Genomic DNA, 17,228 nt, shown 5'->3' with positions numbered 1-17,228 from the left:
GGCATGTTTAACTGCGCCTGTTAGTTAAGGACGTCATGAATACTTTCAGCCCATTAGTGAACACTGTGACCTTTTATCGCACTTTTTCCTTACATCCTTTTCCTGCACTTAAACGTCAAGGAGCGACGTTCGCATGACCCGATTCAAACCCCTTCCCTTACTGCTACTGGCCTTCGTCGCGTTTTATCTCCTGCCCCTGGGCCTGCACGGTCTATGGATACCCGATGAAACCCGCTACGCCCAGATCAGCCAGGAAATGCTCATGAGCGGCAATTGGACCGCACCGCATTTCATGGGCGTGCGTTATTTTGAAAAACCCGCCGCCGGCTACTGGCTGATCGCCCTCGGCCAGTCGGTGTTCGGCCAGAACCTGTTCGGTGTGCGGATCGCCTCCGCGTTGACCGGCGGCCTGAGCGTGCTGCTGGCCTACCTGATCGCCCGCCGCCTGTGGAACGACCCGCGCAAAAGCTTCGCCTGCGCCCTGCTCTACTTGAGCTTCGGCCTGGTGGCGGGGCAAGCCGGCTACTCCAATCTTGATCCGCAGTTCACCTTCTGGGTCAACCTCAGCCTGGTAGCGCTGTGGTTTGCCCTCGACAGCCGCACCCCGCGAGCCCGACTCGGCGCTTGGGCCGTGCTGGGGCTGGCCTGCGCGATGGGCTTCATGACCAAGGGCTTCCTCGCGTGGCTGCTGCCGGTACTGATTGCCGTGCCTTATATGCTCTGGCAGCGGCGCCTGGGTGAGTTGCTGCGGTACGGCCCGCTGGCGATCGTCGTGGCAGTCCTGGTGTGCCTGCCGTGGGTGTGGGCGGTCCATGTGCAGGAGCCTGACTACTGGAATTTCTTCTTCTGGCACGAGCACATCCGCCGTTTTGCTTCGGGCACTGCACAACATGCGCGGCCGTGGTGGTTCTTCCTGCCGATCATGGTCGTCTCGTGCCTGCCCTGGGCGGGGTTGCTACCGACCACGCTGCACCAGACCTGGAAAGAAAAGCGCCAACCGGCGACGGCCTTTCTCGCCCTGTGGATGCTGCTGCCGCTGGGTTTCTTCAGCCTGAGCAGCGGCAAGCTGCCGACCTACATCATGCCGTGCCTGTTACCGCTGGCGTTGTTGATGGGGCATGCCTTGATCGATGCGATACAGCAGGGCAAAACCCGCGCGATCTGCATCAACGGCCTGCTCAACTTCATGCTTGGCATGGCCGCGATGGTGACGTTGATCTGTCTGCAGATCGGCGACCCGCTGTACGGCAACAGCCACGCGGAGATGTTCAGCCTGTCGTTGACCTTCATTGTGCTGCTGGGCTGGGTGCTGACCAACCTGCTGCAAGCCTTTCGCCCGCTGACACTCTGGGCGACGCCGGCCCTGGGCATCGGTTTGCTGGTGCTACTCCTGCCAGCGGGTATGCCGGCGCGGATATCGAATAACGAAATGCCCGATCAGTTCGTGCTTGAACACCTGGAAGAATTGCAGCAAACCCAAGCACTGCTGAGCAACGAGTTAGGCTCGGCATCCGCACTGGCCTGGCGCCTGAACCGGTCGGATGTCGCGTTCTATGACACCGAAGGCGAGCTGCAATATGGCCTGCAATACCCAGATACCATACACCGCAAGGTCGGGCTGGATGACGTCCAGTCGTGGCTGGCCGAAGCCCGCCGCCAAGGCGCGGTCGGGGTGCTGATGCGCGTCAGGAGCACCAGCGAACACCTTGAGGAAGGGCAACTGCCACCCGGCGGCAAGCGCTATCGCAAGGGCGACCTGGTGCTCACCCTTTATCCAAAACTCCCTTAGGAACCGTCCATGAGTGTCTGGAAAACCGAACGTGGCGCCCTGCTGCTATTGCTGGGCGTGTCGGCCCTGCTCCTGCTGCTGGGCCTGGGCAGTCGCGACCTATGGGGGCCCGAAACCCGTTGGGCGAACATCGTCGTGCAGATGCTGCAAAGCGGTGACTACTTCGATCCCTACCTCAAAGGCACGCCGTATTACGACAAGCCGTTGCCCTCCTACTGGCTGATCAGCGGGTTCGCCAACCTGATGGGTGGCCTGGGGCCGTGGTCGTTGCGCCTGTCGTCGGTGATTGCCGGATGGTTGAGCATCTGGCTGGTGTACCTGATCGGCGAGCGCCTGTTTCGCAAAGGCACCGGGCTGATTGCCGGGTGGATGCTCGCCACCACCTTCTACTTCCTGTTCTGGGCGCGCGTGGCCACGGCGGATGTGCTCACGGTGTGCGGCGTGCTGGCGGCGGTGTGGTGGTACTGGCGCGGGCCGGATGACACACGGTTGTGGCGTTACACGGTGTTTTTCCTGCTGTTGGCCGCGACCTCGCTGTTCAAGGGCTTGATCGGTTTTGTGCTGCCAGGCCTGGTGCTGCTGCCGCATCTGCTCAGCGAGCACCGCTACAAACGTCACCTCAACCTGCGCCTGGTGCTGGCCCTGCTGATTGCCGCCGGGTGCTATGCCATCCCCTTCGTGCTGTCGCACTTCTACGGAGCGCCGACCTACGGCGAAAGCGGGCTGGCTCTGGTATTCCGCGAAAACGTCGTGCGTTTCTTCGACCCCTTCGACCATATGGGGCCGATCTACACCTATCTGATCTACCTGCCCGCCTACACCCTGCCCTGGGCACCGTGCTGGTTGCTCGGCCTGTGGCTGGCCGTGCGGCATTGGCGCCAGACCCCGCCCAACGTGCGCTGGCTGGTATGGGGCCTGGGCCTGCTGTTCGTGTTCTTCACCGCCAGCGGCAGCCGCCGCAGTTACTACGTGCTGCCGCTGGTGCCGTTCGCCCAGTTGCTGGGAGCCTGGTGGCTGAGCGAACGGCTGGCGAAAAAAACCGCCAGCTGGCCGCGCTGGCAGAAAGGCTTTGGCATTGCCGCCGCACTGATGCTGCTGGTGCTCGGCGTGGTGTACCCGTGGACCAACGGCAACGGCGGCGTGACGCGTCTCGTCGAGGACGTGCAAGCTCAAGCGGAGAAGACCGCGCCATGGAACCAATGGCAAATGGTGCTGGTGGAAGTCGATAACAAACTGCCGATGTACCTGCAAAACGGCGGTCAGCCGTTCTACTACGTCGCCGAAACCCAGGACTTCCCCCGCCAGGGCGACAGCGCTGCGTTCATGACCTGGCTGGAACACACCAGCGGCCGCCGCTTCGATCCGCAACACACGATTATCATCGCGCAGTACTCCAAGGACGATCCCACGCCCCTGGCCTACCTGGGCGCGGATCATCAGGTGATCACCACCCAGCCTGACAATGGCGAGCGGCTGTTTCACCAGCGTGCGGGGGGAGCGTGGCGTTTATCCCGATGTCGCGCTGACCTGCCCGCCCCTGGCGCTCGACGACAGCCAAAGCCACACGCTGTTGGCGCCGCAGGGGTTGCCGCTGCGGCGCCGAACATCCCTCACCGGCTCACTGATAGGGAATCAAGCGATCGCGGTCCAGGTCTCGCATCAGGTCGCCGAGCATTTCACTCTCGCTGCGCGGTTCGGTCATGGGGATGTACCAAGTCGTGGCCGTCCAGCCGCCACGCTTGTAGGCATAGGTTTTCAGCAGTTGACCGTCCTTGAACACCGAGCCATGCAATTGCCGCTCGTAGGTGTAGGGCACTGGCACGGTCAGCAGCGTCAGAGCGCCGAGTACTGCGGGGAGCACTCCGGCCCCTTTACCGCCACTCTGGTCGACCAACAGGCTGTAGCCGGTCTTGCTGAAACCACCGTCGAGAAAACTGAAGGCGCCTGTATCACGCAGCAACTGGATGACTTCGCGCTGCTTTTGCTGATCGAACCGGGATTCGGGCGGCGGCATGGTGACGCTCATCGGCACATAGGCGCGCTGGGCTTTGTAGTCCAGGGGTTTGAGGGCGGTGCCGCAGCCGCCGAGCAACAGCACGGCAGCCATTAAGGTGATCCTGATCATTGCGTGTGCTCCACAGGCAGTAGGCCATCACGTTGTACATCCTGGGCAAAGGCGCGGGTGATACGGTTTACGTTCTCTTGCTGCATCCCGCCGCTGCCATCGAGCAGCCAAGTGTATTTGTGGGTCACGTTGCGATAGCTGTATTGCTTCAACAGCTTTCCATTCTGTTGCAGGGAAAACTCGGTGGTGGTGTCGATACTCTGGGACAAGGGCAGCAGAAACAGCGTCGCCGTACTCAGCAGAATTACCGGGAAAGGTGGCAACTCGCGCTGGCTATTGAAGCGGATCAACACCGAATAATCCCCTTCCTTGCCTTGGCCGGTTTCGACACTGCGAAACACTCCGGTTTCGCGTAACTGGTTACGGATTTGCGCGGCATTCAGCGGGTCGTCGACCATGACATGGATCGGCTTGAGGTAGTCCTGACCGTCGGGCAACGCGCGCTCTGGCAGGGTATTGGTGGCCGCACAGCCAGTCAGCAGCGCCAGGACGCCCAGGGTAATAACGCGGTTCATGGACGCATCTCTTGAGGGGTGTTCTGGCCCGCAGCGGTAGACGGCGGCGCGATGATATGCGGGGCGGCGCTGCGATAATCCAGCGGTATCAACTCCAGCGCCGGCAAGCGCGGAACCGATTGTCGCGCGATCGGCTCATCGCGACCTTGCTGGTCGCGCCAACGGAAGGCGCACAGGGACGCCCCCAGGCACAGCGAGCGAAATTCACCGAGGTAATAGGCCTTGCCGGCTTGCAGGCGCATCGGCAGGTTGAACTTCTCCCGAGCCTGGACCGAGGTGTAAGTGGTGCCCAGGGTGGGTGAATAGGTGCTGGAGAAGAATTGGAAATCATAAAACTCATAATCTCCCGGTTTGAGCGGCAGCACGAACACACTGGCGACGCCGGTCTGGTCCTTCACATCCTGAGACGTTTCCCGCCCGACACCGACCCATATACCCGCGGCCCCGAAGGCGGAGCCACGCTTGCGAAACAACAGGCGCTGGTTGGGTGCGGGAGACGCCTTGAGGTTCTGCGGGCCGATGGAGCCCACAAGATAAGCCACCGGTTCTTCGGGGCCGGGTTGCAGCGGCTGACTGACCAGCGACGCGGGCTGGGTACCGCAGCCCGCCAAGGCTGCAGCCATTAAGAGCAAGGCCAAAGGCCTGGAAAAGCAAAACATGTCGAATCCTGAACGCGGGCAAAAAGGGAGCTGCAGACGCCACAGGAAAGACATGCAATGAGCCATCCTGGCGCTGCGCCTCGCGTCACTGCGAGGGGGGCGAATGGTACGGGACGGATGAGGGTTTGACCACCCGCTCACCCCCCAGGCTTTCCAGCGCAGCCCTACCAGCGCCCCGTCGCCAGGCTGTACGGCGAAAACTCCGCAAACCGCCACCTCAACGCCAACGCCGCCGGGCGGCGGACCACCTGTTCCACCGTGACCGTCCACAACCGCTGCGCACCCTCGAACCGCGCCACCTCGGGGCCGTTGAGGATCAACGAAGTGCGCCCGGCCAGGTGCATCACGTCGCCCGATGCAAAGTCGATGAACAACAACCCCGCCACCGGGTTGGCGTGCAGGTTGCCCAGGGTGTTGAAGAACAGGTTGCCGGCAAAGTCGGGGATGGTCAGCACGTCGCCCTCCACACGCACGAAGCCGCGGTTGCCGCCGCGATGGGAGACGTCCACCGAGCGTTCGCCGTCGATGTCCACATAACTGGCGACGAAGAACGTGTCGGCGTTGCGGATCATTGCGCGCGCGGCGTCATCCAGGCGGCTGCTGCGCTCGGCCACGCCCCCGGGTTGACGGGCGATCCCATCGACAGGGCGCAGTTGGATGTATTTGGGGCAATTGCCGAAGGTCTGGACCACATCGACCGCAAACCCCTCGGCATCCAGCGCGCCAACCCGACCATTCAGGCGATTGCGGCGGCGCGTGTCGAGGTCGATGCCGAGCAAGCCGACGGCGGCCCCTGGCTGCAGGGCCGAGCGCGCCGGGTCGCCGCTGCCGGGCAGGCTGTCGATCTGCAAGGTGTACGGGTCGGGTGAATGGGCAAACCCCGGCGCGCCTTCGATCATCGTCGCCCAGGGCATGCCGTGCGCGTCCACCACGCCGAGCATCAGGTACGGCAACAGCGGATAGAACCCTCGGTGTTGCTCGGGCAGATGATCGCGGATCACCTTGGCGCCAATCATGTCCATACGCTCGGCGGCGCCGGCGCTGGCTTGCATCTGCCGTTCGCCGGCGTGCCAGGGGGAGTGTTCGATCAGGTTCATGGCGATCACCTCGTGTCAGATAGCCAGATGCTGCGCCCCGCCACGCGGCGAGAGAATACCCACGTTCGGCAATCGAGCATTACGCCAACTGAAATGCCGGATGCTCGCGCAACGCCGCCACGCAGTGATCGACAAAACTGCGCACGCGCATCGGCGCCTGGCGGCCTTCGCGGTAGACCACGTTGACCGGCAACGGCGCCAGCTCGTGGGCGGGCAGGACGCGGCGCAATTGCGCGCTGACCAGGTGCTCGTGAACCGGGTAGCTCAGGCACCGGATGATCCCCGCGCCATGCACAGCCGCATTGATCGCACCTTGCACCGTGGTGCAGCGCAGGCGTGTACGCGCCTTGAGGTGGGTATGGGGGAAATCCCAGTGGACCTGATCGGCGCTGGCGATCAGGCGATGCTGCTTGAGGTCGTGCGGGTGCGCGGGTTCGCCGTGGGCCGCAAGGTAATCGGGGCTGGCGCAGAGGACCTGCCGCACCTGGCCGACTGGCCGCGCGATCAGCGACGAGTTGGGCAGCGCACCGACCAGGATCGCCACGTCCAGCCCCTCTTCGTGCAGGTTCGGGTAATAGTCGTGGTAGCGGGCTGTCAGGAACACATCAGGATGGCGATCCATATAACCGGCCAGGATCGGCGCCATCACATACCGGCTGAACAGAAACGGCAGGAACACCCGCAGATTGCCCTGGGCCTGCACATGCGAGCCGTTGGCCGAGGCTTCGGCGGCGTCCACGGCCGCCAGCAGGCGGACACAGTCGGCGAGGTAGGCACGGCCGGCTTCGGTGAGACGGACACCCCGCGTGCTGCGTTGCAGCAATGCCACCTGCAGACGCGCTTCCAAGCGCGCCAACGCGCGCACCAGCGTCGCGCCGGACACCCGGGCGCTGCGCGCCGCCGCCGCCAGGCTCGGTTGCCCGGCCAGCGCCGCAAACAGCTGCATATCGCGATAGCGCTCCATCAGTTCGGCCGCTGCGACGCTGGGTTCAGGCCACGGTCCTGCGCGAAACGCTGGGTGAGGAAGTCGACGAAGGTCTGCACCTTCGCCGGTACGCGGGCGCCCTTCTGGAACACCACCTGGATCGGCAGCGGCGCGGGCTCGAACGCGTCGAGGACAATCTCCAGTTCACCGGCCGCCACCGCCGCCGCCACTTGATAGGACAGCACCCGGGTCATGCCCCAGCCGATGCGCGCCAGGTTGATCGCGGCGTTGTTCGCCGTGACCACCAGGCGCGGCTCGATGGGCACCGTCAGTTCCTGCTCGCCGTCGACGAATTGCCATGCGCTGATCAATTGGCTGGCCGACGACGTAGCGATTTTGGCCTCACGCAACTGCGTGGGATGTTGCGGCCGCCCGTGCCGGTCGAGATAGCCGGGCGACGCACACACCACTCGCCGCACTTCACCGACCTGGATCGCCTGTTGCCCCGGCTCCTGCAGATGGCCGATACGCACGGCCACGTCGACACCTTCGTCGGTCATGTTCACCACGCGATCGACCAGCAAAGCGTTGATGTTCACCAGAGGAAAACGATCGAGGTACGCCCCCAGCAACGGCGCCACATACAGCTCGCCAAACAGCACCGGGGCGGTCACGGTCAGTTGGCCGCAGGGGATGGAGTAACTGCCCGCCGCCGCTTCCTCGGCTTCATTCAGCTCGGCGAGGATGCGTCGACAATCTTCCAGGTAGCGCTGGCCGGCTTCGGTCAGGTGCAGGCTGCGAGTGGTGCGCGCCAGCAGTTGGGTGCCGATGCGCTGTTCCATCGCGGCAATCGCCCGGGTCACGCTGGGCGGCGAGGTTTTCAGGCGGCGTGCGGCGGCGGCGAAGCTCTCCTCCTCGGCCACCGCGAGGAACACCTGCATTTCATGAAAGCGGTCCATCGGTGTCCCTCTTGAAGGTTACTGTGATTGCAGGCCCACCGCCGTGCGTGGCATGCCGACAAACCCCGGCAAGGCTTCGATACTGGCCAGCCAGGCGCGTACTTGAGGGTAGTCGGCCAGCGACACATTGCCTTCCGGCGCGTGAGCCACGTAGGTGTAGAAAGCGATGTCGGCAATGCTCGGCTGCTCACCGACCAGGAAGCGGCTTTGGCCCAACTGCTGCTCTACCAATTGCAACAAGGCGTGGGAGCGGCTGATGGCGGCGACGGTATCGACATCCGCGCCAAACACCACCGCCAGCCGCGCGGTCGCCGGCCCGGCGTGGAGCTGACCGGCGGCGGCCGACAGCCAGCGCTGCACACGCGCCTGCCCCAGCGGGTCGCTCGGCAGCCATTGGCCGTTGCCGTACTTGCTCGCCAGGTACAGCAGAATCGCGTTGGAATCGGCGAGTACGGTGCCGTTGTCATCGATCGCCGGCACCTGGCCGAACGGGTTGATCGTGTCGACGAATTCAGCGGTTTTGTGCGCGCCTTGCTTGAGGTCGACCAGGATGAATTCGCTGGGCAGACTCAACAGCGACAGCATCAGCTCGACCCGATGGGAATGGCCGGACAGGGGGAAACCATAGAGTTTGATCGCAGGCTGGGACATGAAAGGCTCCAAAGAAGTGGGGGTCTTGACGCCAGGCATGTTCCGCCGTGGCGCCTATCGATGGAATCACCAGGATTTACAATCGAGCATTTCACGCGGTGAAACAATCACCGACAGTCCATCGCCTGGCCGTCAGCGCTCTTGCAGCCGATCGCGCAAAAACCGATGGTTCCTGGAAAACAGGCGCCGGTAGGTGAGCAGCACCGCGCCGACCGTGCCCAACGCCGACGAAGCGGCGATCAGAAACATGATCACGATCTGGTAGCGCACCGCATCCACCGGGCTCTCGCCCGCCAGCACCTGGCCGGTCATCATGCCGGGCAGGCTGACGATGCCGACCACGGCCATCTGGTTCAGCGTCGGGATCATCCCGGCGCGCACCGCCTGGCGGATCGCTTCCTGCGCCGCTTCCCAGCGTGAGCCGCCGAGGGCGAGGATCATCTCGATGGTGTTGCGGCCCGAGGTCAGTTCCTGGGTCATGCGCTCGATGCCCAGGGACACGCCGGTCAGGGTATTGCCGAGGATCATGCCGAGGATCGGGATCGCGTACTGCGGCTCGTACCACGGGTGGATGCGAATCACCGCAAACAAGCCCACCGCCGTGACCAGCCACGAACTGCCCCACACCGACACGATGCTGTCGATCCGTTGCCCACGGTAAGTGCGCCGCCCGCGCCCCGCCGCCGACAGGCCGGCAATCAGGGTCATCGCGCACATCAGCGGCAGCACCACGTACCAATAGGCGAACGCGAACACCCAGCCCAGCAGGTAACCGATCGCCAGCAGTTGCACCACGGTACGCACGGCGGCCCACAGCAACTGGCGCTCCAGGCCCAGGCGCAACGCCAGCGACAGCGCGCCGTTGATCAGGATCAGCGCGGCGGCGATGGCCATGTCCAGCGCGGTCAGGTTCTGGTAGTTCATGCTTGGGTGGCTCCGCTCAGCACACCGGCGCTCATGTGCAGGTGGATGTCACTCATGCGTTGGGCCTGTTCCAGGTCGTGGGACACCCAGACATACGCGCGGGTGGGGTCATCGGCGAACCAGGCATCGATCAGCGCTTCGACATCACGCGAGGACGCGGGGTCGAGGGCGGCGGTGGGTTCATCCAGCAACAGCACCTCAGGGTTGAGCTGCAGGCTGCGGATCAACGCCACCACCTGGGACTCGCCGCCCGACAGGTCACTGGCATTTTTTGCCAGGAAGTCCGGCGACTTGCCGGCATGCTGCAGCAGCGCGGTGACGGTCGCCAGCTCGAAATGACGTTTACGCAGGCTCTTGAGGCTGAACGGGAAACGCAGGTTGTCCAGCACGGTGCCGTCGATCAGCGCCGGGCGTTGGGACAGGTAGCAGATGCGGCTGCGGTACTCGGGAATGTCTGCGTTAGCGATCGGCCGGTGATTCCACAGGACCTGCCCCGATGTGGGCGCGTCCAGCAACGCCAGTGCGCGCAGGAACACGCTCTTGCCGGAACCGGACGCGCCGGTGATCGACACGCGGTCGCCGCGGTGCAGGGCGAAGTCAGTGGGCTGGAGCAAGACCGCCTGGCGACGCTCATCCCGGCGCGCCAGGGCGCGGGTTTCGATCAGTGCGCTCATGGACGCGAGGCTCCTCATGTTTCGGTCAGGCGCAATGGTGAAGCAGGCGCGCAGGCTTTTCATAGCAATAGTTCAAGCGATGGCGACCGGTCCTGTGGCGGGCGCCTTGCAATCACCCCCTGCCCTGCCTATATTTGCCGCCTGGCGCTCTCTACGCCACCTTCCGCGGAAAGGGCTGCGCCCAAGACAGTGAAGCACTCAATCATTTCTACGACTCCCAACCTTAAAGCGGAAAAGGTGTGTGCAAGGAGCTCGTATGTCGCAACGCCGCGTATCCTCGACCACTGATGGCCGTCTCAACCTTGAGCAGCAGCGCAAGCGCGCCAAGGAACTGTTGCCGCGCCTGAAAAGCGAAAACCCCGACGCCACCTTGTCCCAGGCGCAATGGCAGATCGCCAAGCAGCTGGGTTTCAGCAGTTGGCCGCAGCTCAAGGCCCATGTCGACGCCATCGACTTCGCCGCCCGCCATCCCGATTTCGCCGCCAGCGATGAAGCCCGCACCAGCCATTGGCGCTGTGGCAACGACATTGCCCACAGCCTGCAATTGGCGGGGTTCAAGGGGCACTTCCAGATGCTCACCGACCCGCTGTGCATGGGCCCGGTTCGCGACCTGCCCCGCGAGGCATTCCGCGCCATGCGCAGCACGTTCATCAGTCACGCCTTTGCCCTGGGCGAAGCGGATGTGGCGCGCCGTGTCGCCGACGAATACAACCAACTGGAAACCTTGGCCAGCGCCGAACACAGCGTGCTGTGGTGCGAGGCGGATGCGTATGACCAACTGTTCCTGATCCGCACCCTGGCCGCTCTTGACCAGGCACCGCGCAAGTTGGAGTTGATCGAGGTGGACAGCATCCCGGGGGTAGAACGGTTTATCGGCATTGGCCAACTGGCCCCCGATGTACTGGCGTGGTTATGGCCGCAGCGGCGCTTGATCGATGACGAGGCGGTGCAGTTGGCAAAACAGGCGTGGGCGGCGTATTGCGCCAGTTCCCCGGTGCAGTGGGCGGAACTGGCCCACGGGACGCACACGGCGCTGCCCTTTCTTGCACGCGCTTTACTGCGCCAGTTGCAGGAGTTGCCCGGCAGTCAGGATGGCTTGTCACTGACCGAACGCCTGTCCCTGGCCTACATCGCCGAAGCGGGGCCGGTAGCGTTCGGGCGCGTGTATGCCGAGCTGATGGCCAAGCGCGAACCGCTGCCGTTCCTCGGCGACATGATGTTCCATGCACTGCTGCGGCCGTTGATCGACGGCGAGCATCCTTTGTTGACGGAAACCGAGGCCCATCTTGAATGGCCTCGGCGGATGCTGGCGCTGACAGCGCTGGGGCACACCGTGCTGGGCGGCGATGCTTATTGGCTGGACCACGCCAGCCATGAACGCTGGGTCGGCGGTGTTTGCCTGAGGCCCGGCCAATCGCATTGGGCCCTTGATGAACAGCTGTCGCCGGTATGGCGGCCTTGATTCGCGGAGGGGATTTCGTCCGGGCCGGACATAATATCTGTGAGGCCCAGTGCAAGGCGGTCGTGCCTTGTGTGAGCTGAAGCAGCGGGTATTGCTGTTGCAGAAGTGACGGCGAAGGCTCAGACCTTAACATTCTGCCGGATATTCCAGCCGAACTTCACTGGCCCACCGTCCTTGGCGCCGTCGGCCTTCTGCGGCTGGTAGCTGACGTCGACGCTGGCGAAGTTCAAGGCGATGCTGTCGTAGAGCACCTCATCCTTACTTTCAGCAGCGGTGCCGTAGGACACCACCATGACTTCCTTCAGGGTGATCACCAGATACTCCACCGGGCTGGAACCGCCCGCCTTGCGCACTACCAGTCTTGCTTCGGGATAATGCTTGCCGGTCGCGCAGGCCATCATCAGCAGGCATCTTTATTGAAAACCATTGGGAATTCATCAAGCGGTACATGCCAGTAATCGGAGCAGACATTCTTGTCGCATGCACCTCAATAGGATTGACGGCGATCCTGACAATGCTCACCTATCTCTCGACGTACCCCATTGGTTTTGCTACCAAGACATCATTTTTCGGCGCTACGGGGCTTGGTGCAGTATTTGCCCTTGCCAAATACGAAGTGTTATACGGACGCATCCACTGGGTCTGGCTGAACATGGCGATATACCTCATCTGCCTGCTGGTATCACTTCCCGCAATCGCCTACCGCCCCAACGCTTATCTCTACTCCATGGCCCTCCTCAGCCCCCTGATCGGCCTACTGATCCTCAACAGCAAGCGCTGCCGCGAACTGCGCCACAAGATGCTAGAAATCCGCCACAAGCGCGAAGCCATCATCGCCACCCTGAAAAAACAAGGCCGCTGGAAATGGTGGTAACCCGCGCGGTTGCTGACACCCCCGACTTTCGGCCTCACCAACCCGATAACCGAAGCAACCTACATCCGACTCGGAAGCATCTGACTTCTCGCCCTCGCCTGCCATGCCTAGCCTGCTGGTCCCGCCCACAATAAGGACACCGCTGGCATGCGGCGCTATTTCATTACCCGAGGGGCCAAGACCACCGCTGGCGGGACCGTCGTCGGCGGTTTGACGGGCTTTCGCATCACCCAAGTGGACATCGCCCTTGAAGGTCATGAGGTGCTTTGCCCGGTATGCAAAACCACCGGAGTCATAGTCTGTGTTGGCCCGCGCCTGGAGCAGTGGGCACGAGGGCGACGGGTGGCGCTCTCGGACGATCTCTGCCGCTGTAAATGCGACCCGCCCCCGCGCCTGCTGGCCGACCAGTTCGAGCGGTTTCAGACCCTTACCGCCGAAGACTCCGCGGTACACCGCCGAAGCGCGACCGCATCGGAAGCGCCAGCGCCAACACCCGCGAAAAAACCCACCCCGAGCTCAACGCCTTCCGCTTTCAGCGAAATACTCGAGTCAGCCTGCGAGCGCAATTGGCGCTTCTACCAGAAGCAGGCAGAAGACGTGATCGCCCCCGGCGGCAAGCTGATCGCCGACCCCAGATTGCGCAACCGGCTCATCAACTCGGCGTATGCCCAGCTCTGGCGCCTCGACAACCGTTTTCAGTGGGCTGGCCTTGCGGCGTTTGCCTCCAAGCAAGTGGGGTGCGGTTTGCTGCACGCGGCAGAATCCATCGAGAAAATTCAGGCGGAATTTGAAGCGGCGGAGCAATTGCGAAGAAGTGCCCGGAAAGGGGTTTGGGGATTGTTCAGCGCCGAGGAGCGTGAACGGCAGGCAAAGCTGCGGGAGTACGAGCGGCGCCTGCGGGAGTATGAACAGGCCAGCCGTAATAACCCGGTGCCTGATGTTGATTGGCGGCGCGAGGGTGAACCGTTATCGAGCGTGCAGCAGCTTTATCAACATGTGTACGAGATGATGGCGATGGGCAATACCACGCTGTTTTTGGATGTGTTTCCGTTGCATGCGTTTTATAAGGAGCGGGGGTTGGGGTTGCTTGAGACCTGTCTTCGGTCGCGCAAGAACATTTATGAAAAGGCTCAGCCACCCGTGCTATGGCCCATCGGAAACGAGACACTAGAGTTTGGTACGAATCACAGTGAAATCCTGAAAGCTTTCGAGGCAATTGAAGCTGGCAATATCGCCAAAAGTGTTGAGTATCTCGCTGACCACGAACAAAGAAACATCCTTCAGCCAGTGATGTATACCGACCAAAAGCTGGTAGCCCTGCTGCGTAGTAACCATCTTTCCTATGTCACAGGCATACCGTCCGGGGCCGCGCAAGCCATTGAGCTGACGCTGGCAAATCAATGCCGCCCCGTCGAAGATGATCGAACCATTGAATTCAGCAACAGCCCTATCGCTAACCTGGCCGATATCGATCAACGCATGGCCTTCGTGCTCAAGGCCGCGGCGAAATTTGATGCACTGCTGCGTAGCAATGAGCGGCAGCGAATCGAACAGGCGCTAGAAGACATCGCTGAAGACAGGGGTGTCCGATGAGCCGGATCACGCAGATCGGTTGGCGACGTGTTGGGCTAGGACTGTTCGCTGTCGTACTTTTCTTAGGGTTAGCGATACGTCTCGGCACCGATGAACCGGAGATTGCATTGACGCCTGGCGAACCCTGGGAAGATATGCGCCAGCGCTCCAGCGCAAAGATTGGCCCAGCCATTCCGGGGCATCACTGGTTCAGGGCGCCCAAATCCGATGCCCGACTGCGGCTCGTAGACCCTCAATATGGATTCATAACTCCTTTGGCCCGTTTCTTCACGATAGGCTTCGATGATGAGCAAATCGATGGCATCCGCATGTCCCCTCAAATCGAACCGCTATTGCTCGATGACACGCTTGAAATCGTGCTGGACTTACAGGAACAGTGGCGCAAAGGTGGCTGGACCCCCATCCATATAAAAGACGACCCACCCTTCGCCGACACCCCTCAATGGCGTGCCCGCTTGCGGAACGTGAACCTGGGCGGTACGTCCTATTGGCAAGCGGCGGACAAATACCAAGTGATGATGGTGGTCAATCGCTTCAAGGACGTTCGACATCCCACTGAAGAACGCTATCTCATCAAGCTGCACCTGGCCGCGCCGTGGATACCGCAATGATCAGATACCCACTTTGGCGCCGGCGAACCGAGGGTTGCGTAGACGCCCGGCTGCGGCTCGTAAAGCCTGAATATGGATTCGTGCCCCCCAGGCTCGCTTCTTCACAGTGAGCTTCGAGAGTAATGGAAGGGTCAGCAGTGTCCGCATTTCCCCTCAGGTCGAACCGCTTTTTACTCGATGACACGCTTGAAGTCGTACTGGATTTACAAGAGCCATGAAGCGGCATTTTGACCGCGCGCCTTCAGTTCGCTGGCCGCAGCAGCTGCATCTGCTGGCGATAGTCATCCGTCACCTGCCGCGCCTGGCTGCTGCTGGTGATCACCTTCGGCGTAATCAGCACAATCAGCTCAGTGCGGTCCTTGGATTTGCTGGTGTTGCCGAACAACCAGCGCAGGCCGGGGATTTTCCCCAGGTACGGCACGGCACTGACGCTCTCGCTGTTGTCCTGTTTGATCAACCCGCCGAGCAATACGGTCTGCCCGCTCTGCACGGCGACTTGCGTCGAGACTGAACGCGTGGAAATACGCGGATTCACCGGCGTGTCGCTGCTGCCGGTCTGGTTCTCGGCATCGCTGACCTGCTGCTGGATATCCATGTACACCAGGCCGCCCGGATTGATGCGCGGCACCACGTCCAGAATCACCCCGGTCTGCACGTATTCGACGCTGCTCAGGGTGGTGTCGGCATTGCCGGTGTTCACCGTGGTCTGGCTGATAGGAATGTTGTCGCCCACCTGGATCTGCGCCGGCTGGTTGTTCATCACCACCAGCGACGGCGCCGACAGCACCTGGGTGCGGCCGTTGGTTTCCAGGGCATGCAAGGCCACTTGCAGGTTGGAACTGACGAAGGAATAGAACAACGAATCCGACGCCCCCAACCCTGCCCCGCCACCGCCCAACGCGCCCTGGCTGCCGGAGGCGTTGGCGACTGTGGTGCTGGTGGAATTGCCGGCCAGGCGACCGAGGTACCACTGCACGCCAAGGTCCAGTTCACCGGTGAGTTTGACTTCGAGGATGCGCGTCTCGATCTGCACTTGCAGCGGCGGATTGTCGAGGCGTTTGATCGCGGTTTCGATCTCTTTCCATTGCGCCGGGCGGGTACGCACCAGCAGTTGGTTACTGCTTTTTTGCGCGGTGATGCGGGTGCCGGCTTCGAGGCTTTTATCCGGTGCCGGTTCGGGCGTTTCGGCGACGGGCTCGGGCTCGTCGGCAGGCGGCGGCGGGTTCTGCAGGCCACCGGCATTGTTGTTGAGCGATGACAACGTGGTGGTGCGCAACCCCGGCGCGACCTTGGCCGGCGTATCGTCCTTGATCGCGCCGTTGCCGTAGATCTGCCGCAGGTACTTGGCCAGGTCCGAGGCCTTCATGTTGCGCACGTCGTACACGTACATCTGCGGTTCGTTGCCGCCGCCTTCGTCGATGGTGCGAATCCAGTCACCCACCTCGCTGAGGTACTGCGGCTGGGAAGAAATCGCCACCACCGAGTTGGTCCGCTCGATCGGCAGAAAGCGCAGCATGCCCGCCAGGGGCATGCCGCTGTCCGGGCCGAACATGGCTTGCAGCTCGGGCATCAGCTCGGCCACCGACGCGCGTTGCAAGCCGAATACGCCCACCGACATGCCCTTGAGCCAGTCCACATCGAAGGTGTCGATGGTGGCCTGGTAGTTGGCCAGTTCTTCCGGGGTGCCGGCCAGACTCAGCACATTGCGCGCCGGGTCCACCAGCAGAAAAGCGTTTTCGCGGGCGAACGGCTTGAGCAGTTTCTGCATCTCGGTGGCGGAGATATAGCGCAACGGAAACAGCCGCGCCGACAGGCCGTTGGACGGTGGCGCCAGGTTCATCTGCGGCACCAGCTTGCCCGCCACCGCCTGGTTGGCCGGCAGGATCACGTAGCGGTTGCCCTGTTTGATCATGGCGTTGTCGGTCCAGGACAACAGGGTTTCCAGGATCGACAGCGCCTGCTGTTTGTCCACCGGCTTGGAGGTGGAAAAGCTGACATTGCCTTTCACGCCTTGGGCGATGCTGTAGTTCTCGTGCAACAGGTCGCCCATCACGCTGTTGATCACCGCTTCGATCGGCTGGTCGGCGAAGTTGAACACGATATCGCCGCCCTGCTCTTTCGCCGGCAGGCTGGCGCTGGGTGGGCGCACGAATTGCTGGCTGCCCCGCCTCACCTGGCGTTGGGGCGCTACCTTCGCCGCGGGCTGCGGGCTTTGCGCCGCCGGCACCTCACTCGGCGGGCGTTGCGCGCCGGTGCCTTGCATGGCTTCGTGAAGTAACGCGTCGTCCGCGTCGAGGCGGTCGGGCAGTGAGCCACAGCCGCCCAGGGAGACGGCGGTAGTCAGGCAAAACAACGAGGTGCGCAGATCGA

At 62.6% G+C, this 17,228-nt stretch carries 15 protein-coding genes and 2 pseudogenes; 6 read left to right on the top strand and 11 right to left on the bottom strand.

The features are described 5' to 3' along the window. Positions 1-133 precede the first annotated feature (133 nt). Both arnT and C5F70_RS04795 read left to right on the top strand, forming a co-directional pair. Positions 134-1,789, top strand: coding sequence for a lipid IV(A) 4-amino-4-deoxy-L-arabinosyltransferase (arnT, locus tag C5F70_RS04800; RefSeq protein WP_104902809.1), 1,656 nt, complete (start codon positions 134-136; stop codon positions 1,787-1,789). A gap of 9 nt (positions 1,790-1,798) precedes the next feature. After that, positions 1,799-3,315 (top strand): annotated as a pseudogene (locus C5F70_RS04795) (ArnT family glycosyltransferase). A gap of 92 nt (positions 3,316-3,407) precedes the next feature. Here C5F70_RS04795 and C5F70_RS04790 read toward each other — a convergent pair. The 9 genes from C5F70_RS04790 to C5F70_RS04750 form a co-directional block, all read right to left on the bottom strand. Further along, a complete protein-coding gene (locus C5F70_RS04790) occupies positions 3,408-3,914 on the bottom strand; it encodes a hypothetical protein (protein ID WP_079444284.1) in 507 nt (168 codons plus the stop codon). After that, positions 3,911-4,429 carry a hypothetical protein gene (locus C5F70_RS04785; protein WP_104902808.1) on the bottom strand — a complete coding sequence of 173 codons (519 nt, stop codon included), beginning with the start codon at positions 4,427-4,429 and terminating at the stop codon, positions 3,911-3,913. Before C5F70_RS04785 ends, C5F70_RS04790 begins: the two co-directional genes overlap by 4 nt. Next, positions 4,426-5,052, bottom strand: a complete 627-nt coding sequence (locus tag C5F70_RS04780) for a hypothetical protein (protein ID WP_256588360.1) — start codon at positions 5,050-5,052, stop codon at positions 4,426-4,428. The genes C5F70_RS04785 and C5F70_RS04780 overlap by 4 nt, the downstream gene beginning before the upstream one ends. Positions 5,053-5,252: 200 nt before the next feature. Beyond that, the gene (locus tag C5F70_RS04775) at positions 5,253-6,185 is read right to left on the bottom strand and encodes a pyridoxamine 5'-phosphate oxidase family protein (RefSeq protein ID WP_104902806.1); all 933 of its coding nucleotides are present in this window, start codon (positions 6,183-6,185) and stop codon (positions 5,253-5,255) included. Between the two features lie 79 nt (positions 6,186-6,264). Further along, entirely contained in the window at positions 6,265-7,149 is an 885-nt protein-coding gene (locus C5F70_RS04770) for a LysR substrate-binding domain-containing protein (protein ID WP_104902805.1), read from the bottom strand. Then, a complete protein-coding gene (locus C5F70_RS04765; RefSeq protein ID WP_079444289.1) occupies positions 7,149-8,069 on the bottom strand; it encodes a LysR family transcriptional regulator in 921 nt (306 codons plus the stop codon). The genes C5F70_RS04770 and C5F70_RS04765 overlap by 1 nt, the downstream gene beginning before the upstream one ends. 18 nt (positions 8,070-8,087) lie before the next feature. Then, positions 8,088-8,720, bottom strand: a complete 633-nt coding sequence (locus tag C5F70_RS04760) for a glutathione S-transferase family protein (RefSeq protein ID WP_046490607.1) — start codon at positions 8,718-8,720, stop codon at positions 8,088-8,090. Positions 8,721-8,852: 132 nt separating this feature from the next. Continuing rightward, entirely contained in the window at positions 8,853-9,644 is a 792-nt protein-coding gene (gene fetB / locus C5F70_RS04755) for an iron export ABC transporter permease subunit FetB (protein WP_104902804.1), read from the bottom strand. Next, positions 9,641-10,318, bottom strand: coding sequence for an ATP-binding cassette domain-containing protein (locus tag C5F70_RS04750; protein ID WP_104904527.1), 678 nt, complete (start codon positions 10,316-10,318; stop codon positions 9,641-9,643). The genes fetB and C5F70_RS04750 overlap by 4 nt, the downstream gene beginning before the upstream one ends. A gap of 256 nt (positions 10,319-10,574) precedes the next feature. Here C5F70_RS04750 and C5F70_RS04745 point away from each other — a divergent pair, with 256 nt between their 5' ends. Further along, on the top strand, positions 10,575-11,780 hold the full coding sequence (locus C5F70_RS04745) for a DUF1835 domain-containing protein (RefSeq protein ID WP_104902803.1): 1,206 nt from the start codon (positions 10,575-10,577) through the stop codon (positions 11,778-11,780). A 119-nt stretch (positions 11,781-11,899) separates the two neighbouring features. Here the strand turns inward: C5F70_RS04745 and C5F70_RS04740 are convergent. After that, positions 11,900-12,184, bottom strand: a pseudogene (locus C5F70_RS04740) (Hcp family type VI secretion system effector); the annotation flags it as partial. A 110-nt stretch (positions 12,185-12,294) separates the two neighbouring features. Between C5F70_RS04740 and C5F70_RS04735 the strand changes: the two are divergent. From C5F70_RS04735 to C5F70_RS04725, 3 genes are all read left to right on the top strand, one after another. After that, on the top strand, positions 12,295-12,654 hold the full coding sequence (locus C5F70_RS04735; RefSeq protein ID WP_236255045.1) for a hypothetical protein: 360 nt from the start codon (positions 12,295-12,297) through the stop codon (positions 12,652-12,654). A gap of 147 nt (positions 12,655-12,801) precedes the next feature. Continuing rightward, the gene (locus C5F70_RS04730; protein ID WP_104902800.1) at positions 12,802-14,247 is read left to right on the top strand and encodes a PAAR domain-containing protein; all 1,446 of its coding nucleotides are present in this window, start codon (positions 12,802-12,804) and stop codon (positions 14,245-14,247) included. Further along, a complete protein-coding gene (locus C5F70_RS04725; RefSeq protein ID WP_104902799.1) occupies positions 14,244-14,858 on the top strand; it encodes a hypothetical protein in 615 nt (204 codons plus the stop codon). The genes C5F70_RS04730 and C5F70_RS04725 overlap by 4 nt, the downstream gene beginning before the upstream one ends. A 241-nt stretch (positions 14,859-15,099) precedes the next feature. Here the strand turns inward: C5F70_RS04725 and gspD are convergent, their stop codons facing one another. Next, positions 15,100-17,223, bottom strand: a complete 2,124-nt coding sequence (gspD, locus tag C5F70_RS04720; protein WP_104904526.1) for a type II secretion system secretin GspD — start codon at positions 17,221-17,223, stop codon at positions 15,100-15,102. Positions 17,224-17,228: the final 5 nt, after the last annotated feature.

Origin of the sequence: Pseudomonas sp. LH1G9, assembly GCF_002949975.1 — a bacterium.
GTDB classification, from domain to species: Bacteria; Pseudomonadota; Gammaproteobacteria; order Pseudomonadales; family Pseudomonadaceae; genus Aquipseudomonas; species Aquipseudomonas veronii.
This window is presented reverse-complemented; position numbering and strand designations above follow the sequence as displayed.

What these genes read in the sequence shown, in the direction of transcription:
- arnT (WP_104902809.1), top strand. Translation starts at nt 134, where the DNA reads ATGACCCGATTCAAACCCCTTCCCTTACTGCTACTGGCCTTCGTCGCG.
- C5F70_RS04790 (WP_079444284.1), bottom strand. Translation starts at nt 3,914, where the DNA reads ATGATCAGGATCACCTTAATGGCTGCCGTGCTGTTGCTCGGCGGCTGC.
- C5F70_RS04785 (WP_104902808.1), bottom strand. Translation starts at nt 4,429, where the DNA reads ATGAACCGCGTTATTACCCTGGGCGTCCTGGCGCTGCTGACTGGCTGT.
- C5F70_RS04780 (WP_256588360.1), bottom strand. Translation starts at nt 5,052, where the DNA reads ATGGCTGCAGCCTTGGCGGGCTGCGGTACCCAGCCCGCGTCGCTGGTC.
- C5F70_RS04775 (WP_104902806.1), bottom strand. Translation starts at nt 6,185, where the DNA reads ATGAACCTGATCGAACACTCCCCCTGGCACGCCGGCGAACGGCAGATG.
- C5F70_RS04770 (WP_104902805.1), bottom strand. Translation starts at nt 7,149, where the DNA reads ATGGAGCGCTATCGCGATATGCAGCTGTTTGCGGCGCTGGCCGGGCAA.
- C5F70_RS04765 (WP_079444289.1), bottom strand. Translation starts at nt 8,069, where the DNA reads ATGGACCGCTTTCATGAAATGCAGGTGTTCCTCGCGGTGGCCGAGGAG.
- C5F70_RS04760 (WP_046490607.1), bottom strand. Translation starts at nt 8,720, where the DNA reads ATGTCCCAGCCTGCGATCAAACTCTATGGTTTCCCCCTGTCCGGCCAT.
- fetB (WP_104902804.1), bottom strand. Translation starts at nt 9,644, where the DNA reads ATGAACTACCAGAACCTGACCGCGCTGGACATGGCCATCGCCGCCGCG.
- C5F70_RS04750 (WP_104904527.1), bottom strand. Translation starts at nt 10,318, where the DNA reads ATGAGCGCACTGATCGAAACCCGCGCCCTGGCGCGCCGGGATGAGCGT.
- C5F70_RS04745 (WP_104902803.1), top strand. Translation starts at nt 10,575, where the DNA reads ATGTCGCAACGCCGCGTATCCTCGACCACTGATGGCCGTCTCAACCTT.
- C5F70_RS04735 (WP_236255045.1), top strand. Translation starts at nt 12,295, where the DNA reads ATGCTCACCTATCTCTCGACGTACCCCATTGGTTTTGCTACCAAGACA.
- C5F70_RS04730 (WP_104902800.1), top strand. Translation starts at nt 12,802, where the DNA reads ATGCGGCGCTATTTCATTACCCGAGGGGCCAAGACCACCGCTGGCGGG.
- C5F70_RS04725 (WP_104902799.1), top strand. Translation starts at nt 14,244, where the DNA reads ATGAGCCGGATCACGCAGATCGGTTGGCGACGTGTTGGGCTAGGACTG.